This is a genomic window from Streptomyces sp. NPDC044061, from assembly GCF_056434305.1.
On the sequence record NZ_JBWKFL010000028.1, the window covers coordinates 48,158 to 68,558 of the forward strand.

Here is a 20,401-nt window from a genome sequence, read left to right on the forward strand (position 1 = left end):
CAAGCCCCCTACCTGCGGTTTCTCCGCGAGTAGGGGGCTTGTTGCTGCCTCTGGGCCGTCTCTGGGCCGTCAGGTGCCGGACGGAGCGGCCCGGGCCGTGTCGAAGACGGCGGCCACGGCCTTGCGGGTGCGCTCCTGACTCGACGGCATCAGATGCGCGTACACGCGGAGCGTCAGACCTGGGTCCGAGTGACCGAGGTACTCGGCGAGGGCCTTGATGTTCTCGCCCGCGTCCAGGAGCACCGAGGCGTAGAAGTGGCGCAGGGCGTGCATCCCGTTCTCGCGGGACTCGGCGTACGGCTCGCCCGGCTTCCGCTTGGGAATCACGCCGACGGAGGCGAGAGCCCGCTTCCACGCCTCTTCGTTGAGCGACGTACGCCAGACGTGCCCACCGCGCGGTCCGGTGAAGATCAGCCGCTTGGTCACCGGTGGACCGTCCGCCACCTTCCACGGCAAGGTGACCTCGACCGGCGGGAACCGCTTCATGTGCTCACGAAGCGCATCGGCCACGGGGCCAGGAAGCGGGACGTCCCGAAGCTTGCCGCCCTTCGGCGGGGCGAACACGGCCTTGCTGCGGCTCAACTTCAATTGCTGGACCACGTGGAGCGTGTCCGAGGTGAAGTCGATCGCGTCGACGGCCACGCCAAGGATCTCCCCCTGACGGAGCCCGCAGCCACCGCCCAGGTCGACCATGGCCTGGAAGCGCTCGGGCATGGCGGCCCGGACGGCGAAGACCCGTTCGGGCGTCCAAGGCGCGACGCGCTTGTTGTCGACGGTCGGCGGCCGGACGGACCGGGCGGCACAGGGGTTGCGCGAAAGGTGGCCGTCATCCACTGCGGCGCTGAGCGCCGCGCGCACGTTGGAGTAGATGGTCCGGGCGTACGACCCTCGGACGCCGTTCTCCTGGAGTTGCCGCACCCAGTCGCGGATGTGCGCCGGCTGGAAGGAGCCGAGTGGACGCGAGCCGAGGTAGGGGAAGGCGTGCAGCCGTAACTGCGACTCCATCGAGGCTTGCGTGTTCGGGTCGGCGCCCTGCGTGGCGACCCACCGCTCGGCGTACTGCTGGAAGGTGATCCGGGCCGCGCGCGGGTCGATGTACTGCCCGCGCGCCATGTCCGCTTCGACGTGCGCCAACCACTGATCAGCAAGCCGCTTCTGTCGGTCCGGGAAGCTCTTGGACTTCTCCGTGCCGTCCGGGCCGACGTAGCGAGCCCGGTAGCGGAGACCCGATCCGTAGCGCTCGGTCTTGACCTTGCGTACCTTCCCGTCCGGGCCGGTCTCGGTCCGGTACCACCGGTCCTGAATGTGCCCAGCCATCAGGCGGCAGCTCCTTCACGCAGGGACTCCACCCAGGCTCGAACGTCCGCAGGGTCGTAGCGAAGGTGCCGGCCGACCCGGAAGCCGCGGGGACCGGTGCGCTTGCGACGCCACTGGTACACCGTCTCGACGCTGGGGAGGTCGAACATCACCACGAGGTCGTCAGGAGTCAGGTACCTCGACGGCAGGCCACCGGACTCGGAGGCGGTTTCCGCGACAGCGAGGCGTCGGTTACCCATGGGTGGGCTCTCCTTCGGTTCCGGGTGCGGGTTCGAGGGATGCGGCCAGCCAGGCTTCGGTGTCGGACAGGCCGGTGCCGGCGAAGACCCAGTGCGCGAGGACGTACGTCGTTTCGGTCTCCGGGCCGTTGGCTGCTGCCGCTTGGGCTCGGCGCCATTCGGCGCGGGCGTCGCGGAGGGCGCCGAGGGTGGTGGAGTAGCGGCGGGACTTGGTGGAGAAGTGGCCGCGGAACCCGAGCATGTGAGCCCAGGCGCGCAGGCGGAGGTGTTCGAGGTCCTTGCGTGCGCCGAGGGTCCAGGCCGTTCGGATGAGGCGACGGGCGTGCTCGCTGATGTCGAGCTGGGCGAGTTCGGCGGCGAACTTGAGCGGGCGGTCGAGAGCTCCCGTGGCGGTCTCGGCGCCCTTGGTGGCGTACTTGGCGATATAGGCGGCGACGGCCCGCTCGGTCAGCTCCTGGCCGCCGTCGAAGTCGGCCGAGCGGATGGTGCGGACGTCGAGCTGTCGGCCGAAGGCGAAGGTGTGCGCACAGCCGTCGATGACCGGGCCGTCGACGCGGACCTTGGCGGCGGCGGCCTCGATGGCGTCCGTCAGCAGTTCGGCGGTCGCCCAGGCCGGGGGCGGAGTGTCGCCGCCGCCGGGGCCGTCGAGGCGGATCACGGCGTGGAAGTGGACGGCTCCGCGCTTCTGGTACTCGGCGACCTTGGCGAACGAGACGCGGGCGTGCTGGCGGAAGTGGCGCTGGGACAGGCCCGCGCGCTTGGCGGCCTCTCGACGCAGGTAGATGGAGAAGCGCCGCCAGAGCTGCCCGGCATGAGCGTTCCAGAGGACGGCTGCTTCGTAGTCGTAGGTGTCCGGGTCGAGCGGTGTGCCAAGGATGTCGTCGTCCTGGTCGTGGTGGGTGCCGCAGCGACAGGGGCGGCCGTCCGTGCGGCGGTTGTGGACCGGGCCGAAGCCGGGGGCGGTGAAGGTAGCGAAGACGCGAGGGTGGGCGGCGACGTGTTCCGGAGTGCCCTTGCCACCGCGTAGTCCGGCGGTGATCAGGTGGAAGGTGTCGCGGCGGTAGACCTCGGCGCAGGCCGGACAGCGGGTGGTCCGGCGGTTGTTGCAGCGGACGAGGAGCTGGCCGGCCGGGAGGGCGGTCGAGTCGAGGTGCTGGAGGACGCGGCCGATCTCGCCGGTCGTGCTGTCGACGTCGTACTCGGTGCGGTGGCCGTCGAGGCGGATGGGGTGTGTGCAGCCGCCGAGCCCGGAGAGCTGACGGAGGATACCCGGCAGGGTGCCGTCGGCGGCGAGGTTGCTGAGTTCCGGGAGTGGTGGCGGGGTGGTGCGGGCGAAGATGGCGGTCTCCTTCTGACGGGCACTGTCGGGAGGGATGGGCCACCGGGGCGGCGGATGCTTGGTCGTGTTTCGCCGCCCCGGAGGTAAAGGCGTCTCAGCGCCGGTTGTGCTCGTGGAGCAGCGAGCGCAGGACCACGGCGGCGATGGCTACAGAGATGGCCGTGACGGCGACGGCGGCCAGGAGCGCGGTGAGGACCACGCCGGCGACGACCACGGCCGCGACCGTCTTCTGATCGATGGGGATCGACGGCAGGGTGCGTCGGGCGGGAGCCGGGTCGGTCGGGGCGTGCGCGTGAACCGGCGGCGGGGTCGGGTTGTCCGGGTACTTGGGCGCGAACACGGCGGGCTTCTCCTTGCCTACTCGTCTAGTCATGTGAGCCGTTTACGACACCCACGCCGGACCGCGTGCCGGACTCAATGGCGGGTGCGAGGAAGGTGTGCGAGAGCCAGAAGCCGAACAGGGCGATGAGGACGACGATCCAGGTGCGGACGCCGAGAAACTTGATCGCTCCCCAGGCGAAGAAGCCGAGAACGACGACGAGCGGCAGGCTGACGGTCACGGTGGTCCAGGTCCTTTCAGCGGGCGGGACAGCGATGGGTGCGGGCGGCCAGCTCGGCGGCGGCGCGGCTGTCGTAGTCCGCGGAGAAGCCGCAACGCGGTGCGGTGCAGGCGGCGGTGTGCTTCTCGCGGCCACGGTTGTCGTAGGCGGTGCCGACCTGGACGGGGCCGATGCGGGTGACGTTGCGGAAGCTGCGGTGGGCGGCCATGGATCTCCTCTCAGAGGTGGGCGGCGATGGCTTCGGCCATGGGTACCGGGACGCCGAGGCGGGCGCGCAGGGTCGGGGTGTCGATCGGGGCGCCGGTGCGAGCATGGTGCTCGGCGGCGACCTTGCGGGCGTGGACGACCAGGGCGGACGGCACGGGTACGGGCGGGGGCTGCGGCGGTGCCTCGATGGTGGGGTGGGCAAGCGGTTCGGGCGCGGTTTCGGGCTCGTCCTCCTGGTCCTCGATGACCTCCCCAACGGAGTCCGTCTTTGGTGCGGTGTGCGCGAGGAGGGTGCCGCCGAGGAAAGCGACGGCGGGCCAGCCCGCGACGAGAATGCGTAGCCAGGCCGGGACGTTGCCGAGGTCAAGGAGGCCGGCGGTGGCGACGTTGGCGCCGAGGGATGCGGTGAGTGCGACGACGAACCAGCACCAGGCCGCCGTTTTGGTTGTACCGGAGCGCAGTCGACGCCAGGCGGCGACGAGCAGCAGGTCGACGGAGACGGGATAAGCCCATGCCTTCCAGCCGTCCTGTCCGGCCGCCACGGCGACGTCGTGCAGGTGGGCGAAGGACAGTGCGGCGGCGATGAGCGCCTGGACGAGCACCGCGTCGACGCGGGCCAAGCGGGCGCGCATGATGCGGCTCCTTCCGGAGTCGGGCGGAGGGAATCAGTCGGTGACCGGGCGGGGCAGGAAGACCGGGGCCGCGGTCTCGACCGGGCGCACGGGTACGTCGGGCTGGAAGGGCTTCAGCGCAGGCAGGTCGGGCACCAGGTGGGCCGACTCGCGGCAGGTCTCGGCAGCGTCCCCGAGGGAGAGGTACGGCGTGCGGATGCGGGACCACCCGCCGGAGGTGTCGCCCGCTACGGCGAGGCCGGGCCGTTCGGGAGCGATGGAACAGGCTGCCTGGACGGCTTCCGGTGCGATGTCGCCGAGAGCCATCTTCGCGGAGGCCTCGTCGTTGACGCGGTGGCAGACGCGGCCGGTGAGCTGGGCGCGGAGCATGGTGGCGCCCTTGCCGAGTTCGGCGCCGAAGCGCTGCCCGCAGACCTCCAGGTAGATGCCGGCGGCGCGGCCGAGTTGGGCGAGCCGGATGAGCTGGGTGACCATCTCGTCGCGGCGTTCCTCGTCTTTCTTGGTCGCGACGAGGAAGAGTTCAGCGACCTCGTCCACGAAGAGGACGACGGGCACGGGGCGTTCGTGGTCGGGCAGGCCCCAGATGTCGGAGGTGATCTCCTCGTCCGGAGTGCCAGGGGCGATGCCCTGCCGGGCCTTGATCAGGTCGTACCGGTCCTCCATCTCGTTGACCAGCACGGGCAGCAGTTCGGCCGCCTGCTCCGGGTCGGTGGCCAGTGCGGAGAGCCGGGGTGCGAAGGGGGCCAGTTCGACGCCCCGCTTGCAGTCGATGCCGACCAGGGAGACGGGCTGAGGGGCGAGTCCGGCGACCAGGTGCCGCAGGTACATGGACTTGCCGGACAGGGTGGCGCCGAGGGTGAGTTGATGAGGGATGGCGCGGTAGTCGCGGATGAAGGGTGTGGCGTCCTCCCGCAGTGCGACCGGCACTTTGAGCGGGCCGTGCGCGGCCTTGCGAGGCATGCGCACCCGGCGTAAGACGTCGTAGCCGACGAGCCGCAGGTCGACGACCCCAGGCTTCACGGTGGTGACGTAGACGGCGTGGACACCCCAGGCGTGCCGCAGTCGCTCGGCGGAGGCCGCGAAGTCGGCGGGCTCCTGGCCCGGCGCCAAGCGAAGACGGATCCGCAGTCCGGTCGTGGTGGGTCGGATGATGCCCCGGCGCGGCGGTACGGGCCGCACTTCGCGCTGGGTCGTGGCCTTGACGGCGAGGGCCCGCAGCCGGGAGGGAGCCACGGTCAGGCCGCATGCCTCCATGACGGAGCCGTACGAGCTGAGCAGCCGGACCGTGGACACCGGAAGGCCGACCGTGGTCCAGTACGCCGCCGGGTGCTTGGCCCGGGCGTAGGCGGCCCCGCCGCCGAGTGCGGCGACAGGACCACCCACTTCGAGGAGCGTCGTCAGGTCGGACATCAGGCGGCGGCCCCGGAGACGGCCGGGAAGGCGGCCGGGGTCACGGCGGCGGCCCGGTAGGCGATGCCGTGGCGCTGCTGGCCGTTGAAGACGGACTCCCAGGGCCGGGCGATGAGGCCGGGCAGCGACACCGGCGAGCCGAGGATCAGGCCCTCGGAGACGCCGCCCTCGGGAACGGTGACCTTGATGAGCGAGGACTCACCGTCCTCGATGTACACGACGCCGATGGTCATCAGCGCCTCGCCGCTGGTCGCATCCTTGGCGATCTCGCCGGTCTGCCGGTCACGGACCTTCGGCTCGGGAGCCTCCGTGAGGAGGATCGTCGCGGCGGAGGTCTCAACGCGGATGGTGCGCAAGATACTACCCCTGTCTACTCGTCTATACAAGAGTCGATCTGCGAGCCCGATCTCCGGGGTCACGTGGATCACCTTGCCACACAACTTGCCCACTCGTCTATACGAGTATGCGTGTCGGTGTGTACGAGTTCGGAGAAGCGTCCCCGCGCACTACCGCTACTCCCGGGATCAGGTCGCCGGGAGCTGGTACGACAGGACGTACGCGTCCGCCGCCATGACCGTGTCGCAGACCTCGACGGCACGTCCCTCGGTGTCGAAGGCGGTCCGGATCAGGTGGATGACAGGCACGCCGGCCGCCAGGTGCAGGAGCTTCACCTCTGCGGGCGAAGGCATGCGGGCGCGGATCTCTTCCTCGAAGTGGTCGAGGTGGTGCCCCAGCTCTTCGAGACGGGCGTAGATGCCGCCGGGGCCCGGGTTGGGCTCGGCGATAGGAGTGCCGCGGGCGATGTCGAGCGGGAGGTAGGAGGTCGCGAACTCGACCGGCCGCCCGTCGAGGAGGTACCGGCGCCGACGAGCGAGGACGCGCCGCACCGACCCAAGCCGGGTGGAGATGTCCTGACTGGGCTTCTCCTCCTTGACCTCAAGGCTGTCGACCGTCGGATGACTGCCTGCGGCGTCGGCCTCCACGATGAAGGCGGACTTGCCCTGCTCGCGGTGGCGCCGGGCGAACCGGTCGGAGGCGAGCCGGCGCACCGGGGGACGCGGCCTGACGAAGACACCCTTGCCGTGCTCGGCGTGCACCAGGCCCTCGCCCGTGAGAACGGAGAAAGAGTTCCGGACGGTCATCCGGGAGACGCCGTAGTGCTCGACCAGCTCGGCTTCGGAGGGCAGCTTCTCGCCCTCACGGAATCGCCCACGGTCGATGGCCTCGCGCAGCTGGTCGGCAATCTGCCGGAAGACCGCACGATCGCTCGTGGGGTCGAGATCACCGAGGAGGCCCGAAGGAAGAGGGCTCACGTGAGTACTCCTTTAGGTATCTAGACGAGTGGGCGAGTTCTGTTGCTACGGTGGAGAGCCTAGCCAGCCGAGAGGGCCGAGGAACGTGAGCACTGAACGCCCGCACTCCGTGAGCGTCGCCGGGGTCGTCGTGGACGACCAGGGCCGGGCCCTCCTGATCCAGCGCCGGGACAACGGTCACTGGGAGCCGCCGGGCGGCATCCTCGAACGCGAGGAGACCATCCCGGATGCCCTTCAGCGCGAAGTCCTCGAAGAGACCGGCATCAAGATCGCGCTTCCCGCGACTCTGACCGGCGTCTACAAGAACATGACGGGCCTGATCGTCTCGTTGGTCTTCCGCTGTGAAGCCGCCGACGGTGTGCCCACCACCGGTGACGAGACCCGCGCGCTGCGCTGGGCCACCCGCGAAGAGGTCACCGAGCTTGCCGACGAGGCGTATTCGATCCGCGTCCTGGACGCACTCGACGCGACGACCCCGCCAGCCATCCGCGCCCACGACGGCGTGAAACTCGTCTAGCCCGAACCCGCTGCACATGGCGGCCTACCAGCGTAAAGGAACTTGTATGCACGAGTATACGAGTACAGCTCGGGTCTGGGGGCTGAGTTGCCCAGGATTCCCCGAAGAGGTGAGCCGGGCCCGCCGATGGACCCGTGACATCCTGCGTGGCTCCCCTTTAGCCGACGACGCCGAACTGATCGTGAGCGAGCTGAGCGCGAACGCGATCCTTCACACGGCGAGCGGCCGGGAGCACGGCACCTTCCATCTGGCCGTCGCGGTCTCCGGCCAGGTGGTGGCGGTCTCGGTCACGGATGACGGCGGCACGGGGACGGCCCCGAAGGTCGAGCACCAGGACCAGGACGCCGAGCACGGTCGGGGCCTGGACATGGTGAGCGTCATCGCTCACCGGGTTGTCGTCCACGACAGCGACCAGGGCCACACGGTCACCGCGGAGCTGTACGCGGACGCCCGGCGGGGAGGTCGTCCGTGACGTCACCGCAGCGGGGCTACTGGTGCGAGTGTTGGACCGAGGACCTGACCGAGCAGTGGCCGTCGGCACTGCTGGCATCCTTCGACGCCTACTCCGCGCCGCAGGCGGACCGTTGGGTAGCGGTCGTACTCCGCACGATCTCACCGGCACTGGACGCGGACGCATCGGACGCGGCGTGGGAGTGGCTGTACGAGGGCCGAATCGAGACCCGACGAGCTCTGCTGCGTGCCAAGCCGTGCACGGTGTCTGTCACCCACGCCAGGACCCGGATCACGTGGACGATCCGACCGGTGCTCTTCCTGCCGCTGGCCCACCGACAGGGCACCGAACTACCGGCGTGCGCATACCGTTTCAAGGCCCACGCGACCGACTGAGTTACAACTTTCTCTACTGGTTCAAGGCGGCTCGCTCCGCTCCCCGCGCGCGGCCCGGCCCCCGGCCGGGCCTGCGCTCCTGTCTCCGCCCCGCTCCAGCCCGGCCGGGGGCCGGGCCGCGCGCACAGCAATCAGCCGGCTGACGTAAGAGAAGGGGTACATCGTGGCTGGGGCGGTCGGCTCCACGGCTTTAGGCAGCCACTTTGGCGCGAGCCTCGAAGATCATGGCCCCAACGTCGTGCTTTACCGGGCAGGTCCACAGACTGCCCGACGCGCCGCAAGCTTACGGGGCCATGATCACTCGCGCCAAAGCAGCTCCAGCCCAAAGCCGCTCCACCGACCTTGGTGAGCCTGTGGACCTAAAGAGACGGCCGATCACAAAACTCCGTTGGTACGCTGCACCGGAAGAATGGGAATCACAGAACACATGGGTGCTTGCACATTTCCCTTAATCCACGCAGAGTGCGGCCCCGGCTCGGGATGCACATAGATCCCGCCATCGACAACAGTAAGGCTGAGCGTGCCAGCGCAGCACTTCCCTTCGGCCAGTCCTGCAGCGGATCGGTCGCCCAGGTGATCGCGATCAACAGAAGGCAGCGTTCCACTGTGACAGTGGGGTGAAAGCTGCGTGCACGCAATTCTCACGTCAGGGAAAGAGGAACCGAATTCCGCCACAACCTCCGGTATAGGGTTACGGAAACGATCGCGCCCCATCGAAAACACTACCATCTCAGGCCGTGTTGCCTGCGCGAGATCCTGCACGAAGCGAGCATGGGAGGCCCCGCCGTTCCCCCCACCATGGTGCGGATAGACCAATGTATGAGCGGTGGTGTCTGCTTGCCTAGACAACATGCGACGAAACCCCGCAGCATCTATATCTCCAGGAAGGAGGACCATCGACTCGCCCTCGATACTCACCTTTAGGACCACTGACAGTCCGTTGGTCGTAAGACGTGGCCTCGCCTTCCTGGCACTGCCTGGCCCATGCCCAATCTCATAGGGCGTTGGATGGAGAACTGAAATACCGACCCGCCCAAAGCTCAAGCTGTCGCGTTGCGCGGTGCAGATGGCAATGTTGGCCCGCAGCCGACCGCACGCATCTAGGTAATCAATGAGTGCCAGCAACTCGTCCCAGAGATCTGAGTCTTTCGCACTGTCCGAATTAGCCCACACTTGCCCGATAGTGAAATCCTGGTGAGGGAGAAGCTGCAACGCTCCCTGAATGTGATCCTCATCAGAATGCGACAACACCACATGCTCAATGTGCTTAATATCCATGCGCTGAAGTTCCGACAACAGCAATGTTCCCGAACGAGCATCGACTACCGCGCACTTGTTGCCGTCGCGAAGGATCGCACAGTTGCCGTGACCGACGTCCAGTATGACGACTTCCGCTATGTCATTAGACACTGCGCCAGCGGTGGCTAACCGGGTTTGAACCTCAGTCATGCTGCTTCCTGCTTCTTACGTCGATCAGGGTCGGGCGCCGGCGCGACCCTCAAATTGTGGAAGAACAGTTCGTTACTGTGCTCGGCGTAATAGTTGACCTCGCCGAGAAAGATACGCCCGATTAGCCCGTCGCCAATCTCTCGGTGACTTTCGGGGAGTAGAGAAACAGGCATCGGAACCCTTACCTTAGGGCGCCAAGCGGTGACGGTCACCTCGACCAGTCTCCCGTCGAGCCTCCACGCTGATTCCTGCTGCGGAACTCCAACTACCCGGACAGGAGTGAGAAATCCTTGCCTACTCAACTCCCGTTCTCCATGGGCCTCAGACTCAGCGACATCAAGTGCCTCACGGAGAGCTTTTAGTGCACCTGGCGCCTTTTTCACAACTCGGGGAATACCGTACCGCCAAGCCCTAATTGAGTCGGCCTCATCCTCATCAACGTGCGCACTGTACAATACGGCAGGGAGGCCGCGCTCATTGGCTCGGTAAACCAGCTCGGCTCCAGTGAAGGGAACCTGCGCCCGCGTCCTGAAGCGGTGATCAGAAATAATTGCACCGCAATTTTCAGATTGCACCTCTTCGAGAATATCACTAACTGGCCGATTCTCCCTGACCAGCAGCCTGTAAGGTTCCCGGCGCAGAGCCTTTACTTGATTGCAGCCGCGGGACAAAGCTGCCTCGTCATCATCGAGCACGGCGACTCTCATGCGTCAGCCCTTTCAACGCGCTGCATGTAACGAGGAAGGCTAAGAGTGAACTGCGCTCCGCCAAGCTCACCGTGCGAGATCGCAGCCACGTGCCCATCAGCAAGGACACGCTTCTTACCGTGAAGGTCAGCCACAATATCCTTGACAATGGTGAGTCCTAGACCGGTTCCGTCCTCGTCGCTGCCCTCACCAGGTTCCCAGATCTTATCGATCTCAATTCCGGAAATTCCGGGTCCAGAATCCGCTACATCTATAGTGACGACTTCACCGGCCACTGCCGTTTGGATGCGTACGACACGGCCCCTTGGAAGGTCGCCAGTTCCCCCGAAGGCCCGTGCGGCGTTGATTACTAGATTGGCGTAGAGGGATTCAATATCTGCTACCGTGCTCCGCACAGTAGCCGGCTCCGAGCAGAGATTGACGTGTAGATCGATCTGCCAATCTTTAAGGTAGCCGCCGAACATGTCAGTGAAATCCAAGCAGACTTCGTTGACATCTACAGTGACAAGCTTCCGTTTCCCCCTGCGCAGCATACGGAGAGGCAACTTGGCGAAGGAATGGATCGAAGCCGCGCTCCGCTGGGCTCGATCTAGGGGTTCCTCCATGTTCTCCGAGAATGCCGTTTCGTCCAGAAGAAGCTGCGCATAATGCTCTAGAAGCTCAAGATCCGCCCCTAGCCCCCCAGCGGTATTAAGCGATTCGTGCGCGAAGACGGCGGTACTGATCCCGACAGTCGCTAGCGCGCGATAGAGCAAACGATCGCGCTCTAGGGCGGCAATGAGGCGATCATTTGTCTCGAAGGCTTTGCGCAAGGGTGCTGCCACCGAGGCTGGAAGACTTCTGATTACCTTTTCAGCTTCGCTGCGGTCATGCTTCCGCTCTTTGCGGACGACAGCCGCGTCACCAGTGCGGTCGTTATCCCATTTGGTCTTTCGGACTCGCGCAGACCAATCTACGGCTCGCTGTGCGAAGTCACGCAGATCGGAGAATGCGAGATTCTCCTGGAACCCCATGCGGTCAGTCTTAGGTACCAGTTTATTGCCCGGGTCCTCAACCGTTACGCGCCCAACGCTATTGTTTGTAGACGGACGTTGTTGAGGATCACGGCTCCTGCCAAGGTTTAGGTCAAGCCAGTCATGACCCGGATCTCCGTACGGATGCGTGCGAAGCCCCCGGTGAAATAGGTGAACTCCGCCAACGACATCTAGCCACTGAGCTACCTCAGGCAGCTTTCGGTTTGAGTTCCTACGCTTGAAGGACTCGACGTCACGGAGGAACATCCACAGCTCGAACTTTGCTGCCGGCGCCGAGAAGGCCACAGGCGGCGTCGCCTTACCGCCGCGGGGAGCGGCAACATCGAAGTGACTGCCTGACGCAATCTCTTCTCCCCGCCAATCAACAAGAGTAGCGCTGGCCTTACCTTCTTCGTCGAGCACAGCAGTCAACTTGAACTCATGCTCATCGAAATAGCCTTGGCTTACGGCTCGTGCTAAAGCCTCATATTCTGGGGCGTCCATCGTTACGGAGAATCCCGGATCAGGCTCCTTCTCCAGCTCCCAGCGAGTCGCGGCCGAACGCTTGTTTGACTGCGCGGAGCCGTGTGTCGAAAAGACCCCCGACAAGAGGAGCAACGAGCGCGCCAGCCTGCGAACGCCATCACTTTCGAAGCTTTCACGCAGGCGTTTGATGATGACTGTTGTTCCGGGAATCTCAGAGGTCTCGAAGGTCTTGACCTCTAGTTTTACCTCATCAACGGAATCGACGTTGTCATAGGCCGACCAATCTATGGTGAGGCGGTGAGCAAGGCCCGGGGTTGCGCTAGGCCTTGTTATGACTTCGATCTCACGCCCCAAGCGCAGCGATGCGAGTCGGCCAAGCCCCTTCTCGCCAACCTTCCGCCTGCTGTAGTGCTGGGTCGTATGACTCTCCGCCTTAGACGAGCGGCCGATGTGGAGGAAACCTCCCGCAATCTCTTCCGGTGTCATCCCGTGGCCATCGTCGCTGACGACCAGTGTCCCACCGCCCCGCTTCGCGTTGTTCAGCGTGACTTGACACCAAGTGGCGTCGGCGTCATAGGAGTTGCGGACCAGCTCCATCACACCAAGATCGGGGTGAGGGATGAGTTCCTCCCCCAGACGTGCCAAGATCTCAGGAGCGAAACGCAAGTGAACGCTCATCAGATGTGGCCCCCAGTCCGCAGTTCACAGGCGAGCGCTTCAAGAGAAGGCTAGCTGCAGCGTAGCCAGACTCAGATCAGATCCGCCATAGCCCAGGTCGGCAGGGAGGACGCAGTGACTACCGAGAGCTACATGGGGTACAGCGATCGCCTGCTCAGCCTCGCTGAGGCCCTGGAGGCCCGCCCCTGGCAGGAGAGCCGCGGTGACGTCCAGTCAGCCCTCAACGGGCAGGCTGCGGAGCAACTGCGAGCGTTGGTGCCACGCGCCGTGAGACGCGCTGAGGGGGCCTTCTTCACGGGCAGCCAGGTGCGAGCGAGATTTGAGCGGTTGCTGGAGGACTCCCCATCCTTCTGGGATCCGGCCTGCGGGGCTGGGGACCTGTTGCTAGCTGCAGCCGGCAGGCTGCCGCTAGCGAGCGGCATGACAGACACCCTTCGCCATTGGGGGAGAGCTCTCCATGGAGGAGACCTCCAGCCATCATTCGTGCACACAACCAAGGTGCGCCTTTTTCTACTCGCCGCAGCCCGACACAAGGAGCGCGGCGACAGCATTGACATCGACGTACAGGCAGGCACTAATCTACTGAAGGGTATAAAGGTAGCGAACGCTTACGTGCAGCTTGAGAGGCGCAAAAGTTATGGCGGAGCAATTCTACTTAATCCTCCGTTTGGTTCGGTACAAGCGCCACCTGACTGCAGTTGGAGTAGTGGCTCCGTTTCTCAAGCTGCGCTAATGACGTTGACGGCAGCGTCAAAGCTGGCCATTGGCCAGCAATTTGTTGCCATCCTCCCCGATGTGCTACGCAGCGGGTCTCGGTACGCACGCTGGCGATCGTCTCTAGAAGCCATACTTAACTTGGATCATGTTGATCTATATGGCCAATTCGACGACCACACTGACATTGACGTTTTTCTTCTGTCTGGACGCCGACGCCGACGCTCCGCTGCAGTTAGCTCAACTAGCAATCTCTGGTGGCCGTACCGAGACTGCTCCGTCACGACGGTCGGCGACAATTTCAACGTCGGCGTCGGGACTGTGGTGGATAACCGCGATCCTCATTCGGGCCCGAGCGTGCCATTTCTGGTTGCCCGTGATCTTGGAGATGCTGTGGAAATTGGAGAGCCGGATCGATTGCGCAGGTTCTCAGGACGTTTGTTTATGCCACCATTTGTTGCAGTACGCAGAACTTCCCGCCCTGGTCTTAGATCAGGGGGCAGCCCACGGGCAGCGGGGACCTTGGTAACCGGCAATCGAGAGATAGCTGTAGACAATCACGTCATTACTGTCGAGCCGCGCAGTGGAAGTGTTCAAGAGTGCTCTCAACTAATCGACGTATTGAACTCAGCGGACACGTCTGTATGGCTAGATAGCCGTATACGGTGCAGACATCTCACCGTTGGAGTGATCCGGTCGATTCCATGGCCACAGAGCTGAGGCGTACCCGGATAGCCGGTCCGCCTAGACGCATACGGTCCGTTGCAGGCTCGACGCCCACTGGTCGCAAGGGCATGGGGCTTGCGGTGGGCCAGGTACTTGGCCTGAGCTCGTGCACGCAGGTCGCGGGCTCGGTGCCCACGGCGCGGCGCCTAGACCAGTCAGCGCAGCCCCATGCCGACCCGCTGGCACTGTCAGTTGGCACTGCGGGCCGTCTACCTGCGGATTCGCTAGTACTGTGTTCAAGGGTCCACAATTCCGCCATGTCAGATACCTTTTGGGTGGCACTGGGCTCGACTGGTGGCACCTTGGGCTTCTTTGCGATCGCGTGGCAGGCGTTCCTCATCCGAGCAGACGGCAGGGTCAACCGACTCATAGCCGCCGACACGGTACGAGCCCGACTGGACTCGCAGGCCCCAGCCGTGAAAGTCAAACTTTCCCCGCCGCCTTGGCCTCCGCTCGCCGTGCCCACTACTGGCGGCATGCCGTGTAACGCTTGGCCCCAGGGACACACCTGGCACTTTCCGGCGCAACAGGATGGGGCTAATCGACTCGTCCTTCAGCAACGCCTTATAGTCGAGAATGCAAGTGATCGTCGCGTCCAGGTGCGTTTCGACGGAGACCTGATCACTCCTGACTCGGAGAATAGGACGCATCCGGCCGGCATAATAATCCTCGAGCCGGAATCAGCTGCTAGCGAGGTCTACCTGCAAAAGGATTTTTCGATCAAGCAGCTATCAGAGAACCACACAGCCCGGGCATTTGGCCGAGAGCTTCCGCATCGTGTATCCGGGAAAATTACCGTCGATGACGACCGCGACAATGGCAGCACCGATGTTTGGGAATTGAATCTTACTGGCTGTCCCGTTGAGCCGGTTCCCGATCACGACGGCCTTTGGCAGGTGACGCCGTATCACCTGACGGCTGGTGACGGCCTACGGTCACTGGATTACGAGCTGCTAGCTCCCCGCCGACGCGTGCACTGGATTTCTCGGGCTAAGGGTATTGAACTTCCCGCCCCGGAGGCCGAGGGCCTCCTGAAGCCCTAGCTGGATCGCAGGGAGCAGTCAAAGCAGCTGGCAAGCATGGAGTCACAACGCCCGGCTCAGCTTGCCCGGGGACCGTGGTCGACGCCCAAGTGCAGAGCTTCATGCCGCGACAGACTAGGCCGAGTAGGCGGTGGCTTACTGGCCCTTATTCGCCATGCTCAGGGCAACTGCTGCGCCCACAGCAGCGATCACGACTGCAGCGATCAGATAGGGAGGTGCAGCGTCCCGACACCCAGGCCACCTGTGGAATGCCGCTGAGACCGCTGATCCACACGGATGCGTCACACCTCGGCTGTCGAAGCTGACTGGCAATAGCGCAACGATGGCAGCAGCAGCACTGGCCACGACGGCTACGAGTTTGGCGCGAGTACGAGGTGGCACTTGCGTCCTCTCAAGGTGGGCAACGCTGCTGCTGGCTCTGAGCAGTCGGTGACAAGCCTACGGACCTTCCAGGGTGCTCAGCCACCGCTGTGACAGAGCAAGTATTCGCACCGCTGCCGGTCGACTTGCTTCGACTCGGGAGGTCCCGTGGACGCTGTTGTCCTCACGTACCCTGACCGGCTGTGATGGGCACGAGAAGTCTTGGAGCGCCCGAGCCCGGTGCCGGTCGCAGCCGGTGTCTACGGGTGGCACTTCGCGGACTCGCCCTACCGCGGCTTGGCCGCCGCATCGAGAGTGGCGTGCCGTGGCTCCTGGAGTCGGACCTCATCCCGCAACTCGACGTGCCGCTGAATGCCGCTGAATCCTGAGCCTCTCGACCCGTCGACGACGTCCGGCTGATCTTCTGGGCTTGATTCGGGCCGAAGTCTTGCTCTACGTTTCGCGAATGGCGATTCTGCAGGCGCTGACGAACCAGGGACGCGTAGTGGGCGGCCACTTGGCGAGCGGCAGCGTTCTCTCAGGCCACGGCGGGCTCACCATCCAGCACCCACGCAAACCATTCAAGCGGCCCAAGCTCAACGCCGAGACCGTGCTCGAGTGGGAGGAACTCTCGACCAGGGAAGGTGTCGCCGGCGTCATGGGCCAGGCTGCCGCGAAGGCTGCTCTGCCTGGGAGGATCGGTAAGGCTGTCGGTGCCGGCCTCGGGGCTGCCATGAAATCCGGGCACACCGTCCGCGTGAACTGGGCTGACGGCAATCAGTCCATCATTGAGTTGCCGGAGAAGCTGTTCATGATCTTCTCCGTATTGCTCGAGGGCCAGCAGGTCGTAACTGATACCTCCGCGCAGGCCGAGTCTTCGGATCCCCTCCCAGCGCAGCCTGGCGTGAGCGAGAAGATCTTGGACCTCGCTTCTTCGGTGATCCAGCGCGGCAAGCATGGGGCACCGGCCGAGGCCGCAGCTCAGCCGGATGTTGTCGAGCAGATCGCGAAGCTCGCGTCGCTCCACGATGCTGGCATCCTCACGGACGAGGAGTTCGCGGAGAAGAAGGCTGAGCTGCTCAAGCGTCTCTGACACTTGAGGCGGCCAGTCGGCGCCCGGGCCCGGGTCGACGCGCGTGATCCAAATCTCTTGGCGTGGTACTGACGCCGGTTCTCGCGCAGGTGGTTCGACTCTACTCCGCAAGATCAACCGACCGGATCTGCCGCAAGGTAAGCGTCAGGCTCGGCCACGCCCTGGGATGACTCACGGGTCGGCAGCTCGCGCCACACCTCGCCCGGGTAAGGGGTCCGCCATCAGATCATTCAACGAGGCGCGTGGCGTCGGGCTCGCATGCCAGATCCCACCGGCGGCTCTTGCCCTCGACGGCTCCGTCGCGGGCCTCCACGGACCAGCGGGCGGTCTCGTCGTCCTCGCGTAGAGCAGCACGTCGCGCCGAGCGAGCCACCCCCACACTCGCCCGCCTCGCACCGCCCCTCTGGATGAGCGTCAAGTCGTCAACTCAGCGGGTAAACCGCTGGTTGCGTGCGTCCGCCAGGGCGCGGTCGGATCAGAAGGTGCCGCGCGGCGGATGGCCTGGCGTCCTGGGCCGTCTCTGGGCCGTGCGAGGTTGCTCAACAGTGGCCAACGACGACCAATGACACCTACGCAGGCGCAGCGAGGCACCGCTCGGACCAGCGAAAACGCAGGTCGCCAAATTCTTGGGCAAGACCCAGGGCAAGAAGAAGTAGGTATTGCGATCATGCCCCCGACCTGCGCATACGGCGCGGATCGGGGGCATTTTCATGATCCGGAACTTCTCTGGCACCTCAGCCCGTGTGATCTTGGGGCCTGAGCGCCGAGAGCCTCTACCGGCGGACCGCCGAGATCAGTCCGCCGGGCCGCTCCTCGCGCTGCGGCGGGGTGCTGATCGGGCGGCCGTAGGCGGCAGCGCGCTCGCGCAGGGTGTGGCTGCCGGCCTCCCAGCCGTGCCCGGCCAGCCAGCGCACCGGGTCGTCGGGCATCTCCGAGACCCACATGGACGCCGCCGATCCCGGCACGGCGTCCGCGCCGAAGCGCTCGATCACGCCGCGCGAGCCCAACGTCAGCCCCATCCGACTGCCTGCCGCCGACTGCGCGCTGATTCGGGCCAGCAGCTGCTCCACCGCGTCCTCGGGCAGATAGATCAGCAGTCCTTCGGCGATCCACACGGTCGGCACCGCCGGGTCGTGCCCTGCGGCGACCAGCGCGCCTGGCCAGTCCGCACGCAGATCCACCGGGACGGTGATCCGCTCGCAGCGCGCGACGGCCCGCTCCTGGCGCAGCACCGAAGCCTTGAAGTCCAGTGGCGCGGCGGTGTCGACCTCGAACAGCCGGGTGCCCTCGGGCCAGTCCATCCGGAAGGCCCGGCTGTCCATGCCGGCACCGAGCAGCACGACCTGCCGGACCCCGGACGCGGAGGCCTGCCGCAACAGGTCGTCGAGGAACTTCGTCCTGATGACGATGGAGAACGACACGGCCAGTCGGCGGCGGCGCGCGGCCTCGTCATCGGGCAGCGGCGGCGAGGAGGGCCATAGGCCGCCGGCGGTGGCGAAGGCCTGTGCCAGTGGGTCGCGGAACAGCGCGTCCGCCCGCTCGGTCTCCAGCGCCCGCACCCTGGCCACTCCCACCGCCGTGGCCCATACTCCCGACGGCTGCACCCGCTCCTGCTCATCAGTCACCGCGCCAGCCTAGATGACCGATTCCAAGGGGGGCCTGATGAGTTGAGCCAGGTTCATGCGCGGCCGGCCGGTCATGCGCGCACTGACCGCCTACGACCACCGAACCCCTGGGAATCGATCATCTCGGTTCCGGCCGTTGCCTCAGCTCTGCCCGTCCTCCCGCATCACGGAGGGCCGCGACCGCGATCTCGGCGGTCTCTTCCGGTATGCCGTCGAGAATCACGACAGGGGTTTGATCCACCAGGGCCTTGCTGCGCCAGAGGCTCAGTCCGGTCAGCCGACGTACGACCTTGGCCACGTCGAGTGGACAGGCACCGGGGTGCACGAGCACCACGTCGTTGGGTACGTCGTCGCAGACCAACGTGAAGTACTCGACGGCCATGCCTGTTCCCCTCCCGTTTCTGATCAGGAGCGTAAGTGCCTGTGCTCCAGGGGAGGGACGCGAAGGACCGTGTTGGTTGAGTGGTGAGGGGGGTGGGGTCTGTGGCCTGCGACATGGTCCCGAGGTGGCTCCCGGGGACCTTTGTGCCCACCCCCCTTGACCGCGGACCTCGAAGGTTCTCTGACCGGTCTCACTCCACCGGGAAAGCCGGCAAGGGCCACTGACAACGGCCTGCCGGCAGGAGTGCGGTACAGCCCCGCTGGTCCGCGGGGCCTCACTTGCAGGTGCCGCTGCCCGAGTCGTCGTACTGCAGCGCCGTGGAGTCGAAGCCGGGGCCCGGCAGGACGGGCTTGTAGTTCCAGCTGTAGCTGTGGGACTTGAGGGTGAGCTTCAGGCCGCCGAAGGCGCTGGCCTGGGCGGTGACCACGTTGGGGTTGGCGTAGTTGCCCGGCGTGCCGGCGAGGGTGTCGATGGCCTCGCCGCCGGAGCCGACGACGAACTCCGGGATGCCGTGGGCCGGGTCGTACTGGCCGGCCGGGTTCATCGGGCGCAGCCGGGCGTACGCGTGCTCGTGGCCGTTGAGGACGAGCGTGGCGCGGTGCTGGTAGAGGAGCTTCCACCACGCGTCGGCCGCTGCACCCTCGGTGCCGCCGGCGCCCGGCGCGGACGCGGGCACTGTGGCGGTCGAGGCCGTCGTGGCGCTGAAGGTCGGCTGGTGCCAGTACGCGATCGTGCACTGACGCGTGTTGGCGGCCAGGTCCCGCGAGAGCCACTGGGTCTCCTGGCCGAGGAGGCCGTCGTCCTTCGTGGAGCAGTCGTGGTGGAACGCGTCGGAGTCGCACTCGGCGTTGAGCGAGATGATGTGCCAGTTGCCGAGGTTGTAGGAGTACCACCCCTGCCTGTCGGCGGTGTCGTCGCCGGCCTGGCCCTGGGTGTTCGGCGTGCCGGCCTGGTCGTGGCCGTTGAAGTAGCCGAAGTAGCCGGCACCGTTCTGCCCGGCCTCGTTGTCGCCCTTCTTGGTGTACGGGTAGTACTCGTGGTTGCCCGGCGCCGGACGCTCGAGCATCTTCAGGCCGCCCCAAGCCTGCTCGAAGGACCGCTCGAAGTCGGTCAGCTTGCCGACCTGGTACTGCTCGTCGCCCAGCAGTGCCACAGCATCGGGGTGCATGTCCGTGGCCTGCTTCGCGGTGGCGAACTCGGCGCTCATGCCGCCCAGAGTCGGGCTGCCGCACTTGAGCGACGTCGGGGTGGCGGCGTTCTCGTCGTCGTCGGGCTCGCAGGCGATGTCGCCGACAGCCGCAAGGGTGTACGACGCCGCGCTGTGGTGGGCGTAGGGCCAGTCGTTTTCGCTCTGGTTGACGGCGGCGACGGCGGTGCCGGTGACCGCGAGGACGGCCAGGCCGACAGCTGCGGAGGAGACCTTGGTGGCGCGTCTCATGTGCGTGTCCTTCCAACAAGTGCAGAAGCGATCAGCGCGCACGTTAAGCAGTCGATCCGGCAGTCGCTACAAACGCGTTCCAACGGCTCGGTGAACTCCGCCCGCGGCTGGGCGAGTACGTCGGCAGCCCGCTGGAGCCCCGGCCCCAAGTGCGCCGGAACACGCAGAAGTTGCCGATCCGTTTCCCAAGGCGTCCGCGAGGTGGGGGGCGCGCCGGGCGGGGGGCGGGGACCACCAGGGGGGAGTCGGCAACGTGGAAAGGGAAGATGGTTGGGTGGGGGTAGGGGTTTTGTGTTTTTGTCTTTGC

Annotated in this window: 21 protein-coding genes; 5 read left to right on the forward strand and 16 right to left on the reverse strand. The window is 65.7% G+C overall.

The genetic code is table 11. From position 1 onward, the window contains the following. Window positions 1-69 precede the first annotated feature (69 nt). The 10 genes from AC07CM_RS35135 to AC07CM_RS35180 all read right to left on the reverse strand — a co-directional run bounded on the left by AC07CM_RS35135 (window position 70) and on the right by AC07CM_RS35180 (window position 7,017). Window positions 70-1,317 carry a tyrosine-type recombinase/integrase gene (locus AC07CM_RS35135; protein WP_478880534.1) on the reverse strand — a complete coding sequence of 416 codons (1,248 nt, stop codon included), beginning with the start codon at window positions 1,315-1,317 and terminating at the stop codon, window positions 70-72. After that, the gene (locus AC07CM_RS35140) at window positions 1,317-1,556 is read right to left on the reverse strand and encodes a helix-turn-helix transcriptional regulator (RefSeq protein ID WP_478880535.1); all 240 of its coding nucleotides are present in this window, start codon (window positions 1,554-1,556) and stop codon (window positions 1,317-1,319) included. The genes AC07CM_RS35135 and AC07CM_RS35140 overlap by 1 nt, the downstream gene beginning before the upstream one ends. Then, entirely contained in the window at window positions 1,549-2,832 is a 1,284-nt protein-coding gene (locus tag AC07CM_RS35145; RefSeq protein ID WP_478880594.1) for a replication initiator, read from the reverse strand. The genes AC07CM_RS35140 and AC07CM_RS35145 overlap by 8 nt, the downstream gene beginning before the upstream one ends. Window positions 2,833-2,989: 157 nt before the next feature. After that, window positions 2,990-3,235: a SpdD protein gene (locus tag AC07CM_RS35150; protein WP_478880595.1), complete on the reverse strand. Its 246-nt coding sequence runs from the start codon at window positions 3,233-3,235 to the stop codon at window positions 2,990-2,992. A 25-nt stretch (window positions 3,236-3,260) separates the two neighbouring features. Next, window positions 3,261-3,455: a hypothetical protein gene (locus AC07CM_RS35155; protein WP_020940615.1), complete on the reverse strand. Its 195-nt coding sequence runs from the start codon at window positions 3,453-3,455 to the stop codon at window positions 3,261-3,263. Between the two features lie 16 nt (window positions 3,456-3,471). Further along, a complete protein-coding gene (locus AC07CM_RS35160; protein WP_478880536.1) occupies window positions 3,472-3,663 on the reverse strand; it encodes a mobile element transfer protein in 192 nt (63 codons plus the stop codon). Window positions 3,664-3,673: 10 nt separating this feature from the next. Then, window positions 3,674-4,294 carry a DUF2637 domain-containing protein gene (locus AC07CM_RS35165; RefSeq protein ID WP_478880537.1) on the reverse strand — a complete coding sequence of 207 codons (621 nt, stop codon included), beginning with the start codon at window positions 4,292-4,294 and terminating at the stop codon, window positions 3,674-3,676. Between the two features lie 33 nt (window positions 4,295-4,327). Beyond that, a complete protein-coding gene (locus tag AC07CM_RS35170) occupies window positions 4,328-5,704 on the reverse strand; it encodes an FtsK/SpoIIIE domain-containing protein (protein WP_478880538.1) in 1,377 nt (458 codons plus the stop codon). Continuing rightward, a complete protein-coding gene (locus tag AC07CM_RS35175) occupies window positions 5,704-6,060 on the reverse strand; it encodes an SCO3933 family regulatory protein (protein WP_020940619.1) in 357 nt (118 codons plus the stop codon). The genes AC07CM_RS35170 and AC07CM_RS35175 overlap by 1 nt, the downstream gene beginning before the upstream one ends. 168 nt (window positions 6,061-6,228) lie before the next feature. After that, complete coding sequence (locus AC07CM_RS35180) at window positions 6,229-7,017, reverse strand: GntR family transcriptional regulator (RefSeq protein WP_020940620.1); 789 nt, start codon at window positions 7,015-7,017, stop codon at window positions 6,229-6,231. A gap of 109 nt (window positions 7,018-7,126) precedes the next feature. On the opposite strand from AC07CM_RS35180, the gene AC07CM_RS35185 reads away from it, so the two are divergent. From AC07CM_RS35185 to AC07CM_RS35195, 3 genes are read left to right on the forward strand one after another with little or no spacing between them, the layout of a single operon-like run. Then, window positions 7,127-7,534, forward strand: a complete 408-nt coding sequence (locus tag AC07CM_RS35185; protein WP_478880596.1) for an NUDIX hydrolase — start codon at window positions 7,127-7,129, stop codon at window positions 7,532-7,534. A 46-nt stretch (window positions 7,535-7,580) separates the two neighbouring features. Further along, the gene (locus tag AC07CM_RS35190; protein WP_478880539.1) at window positions 7,581-8,006 is read left to right on the forward strand and encodes an ATP-binding protein; all 426 of its coding nucleotides are present in this window, start codon (window positions 7,581-7,583) and stop codon (window positions 8,004-8,006) included. Then, entirely contained in the window at window positions 8,003-8,380 is a 378-nt protein-coding gene (locus tag AC07CM_RS35195; RefSeq protein WP_478880540.1) for a hypothetical protein, read from the forward strand. The genes AC07CM_RS35190 and AC07CM_RS35195 overlap by 4 nt, the downstream gene beginning before the upstream one ends. A gap of 375 nt (window positions 8,381-8,755) precedes the next feature. On the opposite strand, the gene AC07CM_RS35200 is transcribed toward AC07CM_RS35195, so the two are convergent. From AC07CM_RS35200 to AC07CM_RS35210, 3 genes are read right to left on the reverse strand one after another with little or no spacing between them, the layout of a single operon-like run. Beyond that, window positions 8,756-9,829 carry a ComEC/Rec2 family competence protein gene (locus AC07CM_RS35200; RefSeq protein WP_478880541.1) on the reverse strand — a complete coding sequence of 358 codons (1,074 nt, stop codon included), beginning with the start codon at window positions 9,827-9,829 and terminating at the stop codon, window positions 8,756-8,758. Next, a complete protein-coding gene (locus tag AC07CM_RS35205) occupies window positions 9,826-10,536 on the reverse strand; it encodes a hypothetical protein (RefSeq protein ID WP_478880542.1) in 711 nt (236 codons plus the stop codon). The genes AC07CM_RS35200 and AC07CM_RS35205 overlap by 4 nt, the downstream gene beginning before the upstream one ends. Next, window positions 10,533-12,632, reverse strand: coding sequence for a sensor histidine kinase (locus AC07CM_RS35210; protein WP_478880543.1), 2,100 nt, complete (start codon window positions 12,630-12,632; stop codon window positions 10,533-10,535). Before AC07CM_RS35210 ends, AC07CM_RS35205 begins: the two co-directional genes overlap by 4 nt. A 1,778-nt stretch (window positions 12,633-14,410) precedes the next feature. Here AC07CM_RS35210 and AC07CM_RS35215 point away from each other — a divergent pair. Then, the gene (locus AC07CM_RS35215) at window positions 14,411-15,196 is read left to right on the forward strand and encodes a hypothetical protein (RefSeq protein WP_478880544.1); all 786 of its coding nucleotides are present in this window, start codon (window positions 14,411-14,413) and stop codon (window positions 15,194-15,196) included. An 826-nt stretch (window positions 15,197-16,022) separates the two neighbouring features. Continuing rightward, window positions 16,023-16,649 carry an SHOCT domain-containing protein gene (locus AC07CM_RS35220; protein ID WP_478880545.1) on the forward strand — a complete coding sequence of 209 codons (627 nt, stop codon included), beginning with the start codon at window positions 16,023-16,025 and terminating at the stop codon, window positions 16,647-16,649. Window positions 16,650-17,422: 773 nt separating this feature from the next. On the opposite strand, the gene AC07CM_RS35225 is transcribed toward AC07CM_RS35220, so the two are convergent. The 3 genes from AC07CM_RS35225 to AC07CM_RS35235 form a co-directional block, all read right to left on the reverse strand. After that, complete coding sequence (locus AC07CM_RS35225) at window positions 17,423-18,274, reverse strand: class I SAM-dependent methyltransferase (protein ID WP_478880546.1); 852 nt, start codon at window positions 18,272-18,274, stop codon at window positions 17,423-17,425. 118 nt (window positions 18,275-18,392) lie between these two features. After that, window positions 18,393-18,656, reverse strand: coding sequence for a ribosomal protein L7/L12 (locus AC07CM_RS35230; RefSeq protein WP_478880547.1), 264 nt, complete (start codon window positions 18,654-18,656; stop codon window positions 18,393-18,395). A 274-nt stretch (window positions 18,657-18,930) separates the two neighbouring features. Next, on the reverse strand, window positions 18,931-20,094 hold the full coding sequence (locus AC07CM_RS35235) for a metallophosphoesterase family protein (protein ID WP_478880548.1): 1,164 nt from the start codon (window positions 20,092-20,094) through the stop codon (window positions 18,931-18,933). Between the last annotated feature and the right edge of the window lie 307 nt (window positions 20,095-20,401).

Coding starts and splice junctions, on each gene's coding strand:
- AC07CM_RS35135 (WP_478880534.1), bottom strand. CDS start 1,317: ATGGCTGGGCACATTCAGGACCGGTGGTACCGGACCGAGACCGGCCCG.
- AC07CM_RS35140 (WP_478880535.1), bottom strand. CDS start 1,556: ATGGGTAACCGACGCCTCGCTGTCGCGGAAACCGCCTCCGAGTCCGGT.
- AC07CM_RS35160 (WP_478880536.1), bottom strand. CDS start 3,663: ATGGCCGCCCACCGCAGCTTCCGCAACGTCACCCGCATCGGCCCCGTC.
- AC07CM_RS35165 (WP_478880537.1), bottom strand. CDS start 4,294: ATGCGCGCCCGCTTGGCCCGCGTCGACGCGGTGCTCGTCCAGGCGCTC.
- AC07CM_RS35170 (WP_478880538.1), bottom strand. CDS start 5,704: ATGTCCGACCTGACGACGCTCCTCGAAGTGGGTGGTCCTGTCGCCGCA.
- AC07CM_RS35190 (WP_478880539.1), top strand. CDS start 7,581: ATGCACGAGTATACGAGTACAGCTCGGGTCTGGGGGCTGAGTTGCCCA.
- AC07CM_RS35200 (WP_478880541.1), bottom strand. CDS start 9,829: ATGACTGAGGTTCAAACCCGGTTAGCCACCGCTGGCGCAGTGTCTAAT.
- AC07CM_RS35205 (WP_478880542.1), bottom strand. CDS start 10,536: ATGAGAGTCGCCGTGCTCGATGATGACGAGGCAGCTTTGTCCCGCGGC.
- AC07CM_RS35210 (WP_478880543.1), bottom strand. CDS start 12,632: ATGGAGCTGGTCCGCAACTCCTATGACGCCGACGCCACTTGGTGTCAA.
- AC07CM_RS35215 (WP_478880544.1), top strand. CDS start 14,411: ATGTCAGATACCTTTTGGGTGGCACTGGGCTCGACTGGTGGCACCTTG.
- AC07CM_RS35220 (WP_478880545.1), top strand. CDS start 16,023: ATGGCGATTCTGCAGGCGCTGACGAACCAGGGACGCGTAGTGGGCGGC.
- AC07CM_RS35230 (WP_478880547.1), bottom strand. CDS start 18,656: ATGGCCGTCGAGTACTTCACGTTGGTCTGCGACGACGTACCCAACGAC.
- AC07CM_RS35235 (WP_478880548.1), bottom strand. CDS start 20,094: ATGAGACGCGCCACCAAGGTCTCCTCCGCAGCTGTCGGCCTGGCCGTC.